General features: G+C 73.2%; 4 protein-coding genes. 3 read left to right on the top strand and 1 reads right to left on the bottom strand.

The genetic code is table 11. The features are described 5' to 3' along the window. Window positions 1-23: 23 nt before the first annotated feature. Window positions 24-788, top strand: coding sequence for an SDR family oxidoreductase (locus ACIQOV_RS34180; RefSeq protein WP_401054683.1), 765 nt, complete (start codon window positions 24-26; stop codon window positions 786-788). Window positions 789-903: 115 nt separating this feature from the next. Further along, window positions 904-1,401 (top strand): hypothetical protein, encoded by a 498-nt coding sequence (locus ACIQOV_RS34175; RefSeq protein WP_401054681.1) that lies wholly within the window; start codon window positions 904-906, stop codon window positions 1,399-1,401. A 41-nt stretch (window positions 1,402-1,442) separates the two neighbouring features. On the opposite strand, the gene ACIQOV_RS34170 is transcribed toward ACIQOV_RS34175, so the two are convergent. Next, on the bottom strand, window positions 1,443-2,390 hold the full coding sequence (locus tag ACIQOV_RS34170) for a hypothetical protein (protein WP_401054680.1): 948 nt from the start codon (window positions 2,388-2,390) through the stop codon (window positions 1,443-1,445). 76 nt (window positions 2,391-2,466) lie between these two features. Here ACIQOV_RS34170 and ACIQOV_RS34165 point away from each other — a divergent pair, with 76 nt between their 5' ends. After that, complete coding sequence (locus ACIQOV_RS34165) at window positions 2,467-3,096, top strand: TetR/AcrR family transcriptional regulator (protein ID WP_401054678.1); 630 nt, start codon at window positions 2,467-2,469, stop codon at window positions 3,094-3,096. Window positions 3,097-3,237 lie beyond the last annotated feature (141 nt).

Below are 3,237 nucleotides of genomic sequence, written 5' to 3'. Positions count from 1 at the left end.
CCCACCCCCCGAAGGAGCAGGTCATGAACGACCTCACCGGCAAGACCGTCATCGTCACCGGCGGCGCCCGCGGCCTGGGCGCCGAGGCCGCCCGGCTCGCCGTCGCGTCCGGCGCCCACGTGGTGATCACCGACGTCCTGGAGGAGGACGGCAGGACCATCGCCGCCGAACTCGGCGAGCGGGCGCGGTTCGTACGCCACGACGTGACCTCCGAGGAGGACTGGCAGCGCGTGGTGGACTTCGCGGTGGCGGAGTTCGGCGCCCTGCACGGCCTGGTCAACAACGCGGGGATCTCCACCGGCACGCTGCTCGCGGACGAGAGCGTCGAGCACTTCCGCAAGGTCCTGGACATCAACCTGACCGGCGTGTTCATCGGGATGAAGACCGCCGTCCCGGCGATGCGCGCGGCCGGCGGCGGCTCGATCGTCAACATCTCCTCGGCGGCCGGCCTGATGGGCCTGGCGCTCACCGCCGGCTACGGCGCCTCCAAGTGGGGCGTGCGCGGCCTCAGCAAGATCGGCGCGGTCGAGCTGGGCACCGAGCGGATCCGGGTCAACTCGGTGCACCCGGGCATGACCTACACCCCGATGACCGCCTCGGTCGGCATCCGGCGCGGCGAGGGCAACTACCCCAACACCCCGATGGGCCGGGTCGGCGAGGCGCCCGAGATCGCCGGCGCCGTGGTCTACCTGCTCTCCGACGACTCCTCCTACGTCACCGGCGCCGAGCTGGCGGTGGACGGCGGCTGGACCGCCGGCCCGACCGTCAAGTACGTCATGGGGCAGTGAGCCCCCCGGCCGCCCGGGCCGCCGTGACGCAGCTCATGTCCGGGCCGAGTTCGACCGGCGTCACCCCTGGGGAAGCTTCCGACCGACGGAACGTCATACCCTGGGGAGGTAACGCGTGACGCTCGAACTCGGCCCGCTCAAGCCCGAACCGGCCCCACTGGTCCTCGGCCTGGCACTGTTCTTCCTGCTGCTGTGGGTGCTCGGCCGCCACTTGCTCCCCCGGATCGAACGGGTGCAGTCCGAACGCTGGGAGGCCACCGAGGGTCGCACCGAACGCGCCGAGGCCCTGCTCGCCGAGGCCGAGGCCACCCGGGAGGCCCGCCTGCGGGAGCTGGCCGAGGCCCGCCACGAGGCGGCCCGGATCCGGGAGGAGTACGCCGAGCGCGGCGCGGCGGCGATGGTCGCGGCCCGCGCGGAGGGCATTCGCGACCGGGACGAACTGCTCGCCACCGGCCGCGCCCGGATCGCCGCCGACCGGGCCGAGGCGGCCCGCCTGCTGCGACAGGACGTCGGCGAGCTGGCCGTCGCCCTGGCCGGCCGGGTGATCGGCGAGCCGGTGGACGCCGTCGCCGCACAGCGCCGCACGGTGGAGCGCTTCTTCGAGGCGAACTAGCGGAACCGGCCGGCTCTCGTCAGCCCGCCGTCAGCCCCTCGTCAGCCCCTCGTCAGCTCCTCGACCAGCGCGCGGTACACCGCGAAGGCCGGCTTGGGCGTGTAGTCGTCGCGCATCAGGCCGAAGTGCGGGAACAGCCCGGCGCCCGCACTGTCCGCGTCCCGCAGGGCGAAGAACGCGTAGCCGGTGACATTGAGTTCGGTGGCGAGCCCGGCGACCGTCCGGACCACCTCCGCCACCACCCCGGCCTGCCGCGCCTCGCTCCGCCCGGGGCCGGTGGGCCAGCCGTTCTCGCAGATCCGCAGCGGAACACCGGGCCCGATCCCGGCTCCGGGCAGCATGTCCCGGCGGAAGCCGGTGAGCACCGCCCGTACCGCGTCGGCGAGTCGACCGGGTGGGACGGGACGGAAGACGTCCGGGAAGAAGTCCAGGCCTACGTAGTCCAGGGCACGGTGGAAGCGCTCGTCGGCGAGCCGGCCGAGCTCGGGCCAGAAGGTGTCCGCGGAGTCGAAGGAAGGCACCGCGTTGAAGCCGACGGCCAGCCGGTCGAATCCCCGGGCCAGCGCCTCCTCCTTCGCCGCGATCACGCCTTCGACCAGCGCCCGGCGGACGTTGGGGATGCTGCCGTCCACGGGCGGGAGGTCCAGGTTGGGCTCCTCGCAGATCTGGAGCAGCCCGAGGCGGTGTCCCTCCGCGCGGACCGTCCGCCGGACGAAGTCCAGCCAGCCCGCCAACTCCCCGCCACGATCCCGGTACTGGACCACCAGGTCGAGCCGGCGTCCCTCGACGGCGTACTGCTCGGGCCGCGCGGGGGTGTGCTCGCCGCCCGGGTAGGAGCGGTAGGCGCGGACCAGGAACTCCGCCGCACCGCCCTGGAGTTCGCGCAGGGCGGCGGTGATCCGGGCCGGGTCGTCGGGGCGGACGGGCGCGATCACGCCGGTGTCGTCACCGGCCAGTCCGCCGGGGTAGATGCCGAAGGTGAAGGTCATGCCGCCACCGTAGCGGATATTTTTGGTGTCACTGCAACTTTGAAGTGACACCATGCACTGCGGATAGGATCCGGCCATGGGACTTCGCGAACTCAAGAAGCAGCAGACCCGGGAGCTGCTCTCCGACACCGCCATGGGCCTGTTCGCCGAACGCGGCTTCGACCGGGTCACGGTGGTCGAGGTGGCCCGGGCCGCCGGGGTCTCGCCGAACACGGTCTTCAACTACTTCCCCACCAAGGAGGACCTGTTCTTCGACCGGCAGGAGGAAGTCGTCGCCCACCTGGCCGGGGTGGTCCGGCGCCGCCCCGCGGGCAGCTCGGCCGTGGACGCCGTCCGGGCCGACCTGCTGGCGGCCTTCGCGAGCGGGGAGCCGACGGTCGGACTGCATCCGGGGATGGCGGCGTTCTGGCGGATCGTCGAGGACAGCGCCGCACTCCGGGCCCGGCTGCTGGAGCTCGGCGAACGGGCCGAGGCGGCGCTCGCGGCCGCCCTGGCCGAGGAGTCGGGAGCCGCGCCGGAGGACCCGCTCCCCCGGATCGTGGCCGGAGCCGTCACGGGGGCCCACCGGGCGGTGCTCGGCGAGATCCGGCGGGCCATGGTGGCCGGGGAGCCGGCCGAAGCCGTGCGGGCCCGGGTCGAGGCGGCGGTCGACCGGGCCTTCGGCCTGCTCGCCTCGGGCCTCGCCCACTACCCGTCCGAGCGGTAGGCGGCCGGGGCCGGGGAACGGCGCGCCGGAGGAAACGGGAGACGCGGACAGTGGATACAACTGATCGCATCCTCGGCATGCTGACCGCACAGCTTGTTCGAGATGCGACGAAGGAGAAGGTCATGCGTCGAATTGCGGCTC

The organism is Kitasatospora sp. NPDC091257, from assembly GCF_044757675.1.
GTDB lineage: Bacteria > Actinomycetota > Actinomycetes > Streptomycetales > Streptomycetaceae > Kitasatospora > Kitasatospora lactacystinica.
The sequence above is the reverse complement of the archived record's forward strand: the minus strand, read 5'-3'. Positions and strand labels throughout refer to the sequence as shown.

Excerpts from the sequence above, each read along its gene's own strand:
- ACIQOV_RS34165 (WP_401054678.1), top strand. The coding sequence starts at position 2,467 with ATGGGACTTCGCGAACTCAAGAAGCAGCAGACCCGGGAGCTGCTCTCC.
- ACIQOV_RS34180 (WP_401054683.1), top strand. The coding sequence starts at position 24 with ATGAACGACCTCACCGGCAAGACCGTCATCGTCACCGGCGGCGCCCGC.
- ACIQOV_RS34170 (WP_401054680.1), bottom strand. The coding sequence starts at position 2,390 with ATGACCTTCACCTTCGGCATCTACCCCGGCGGACTGGCCGGTGACGAC.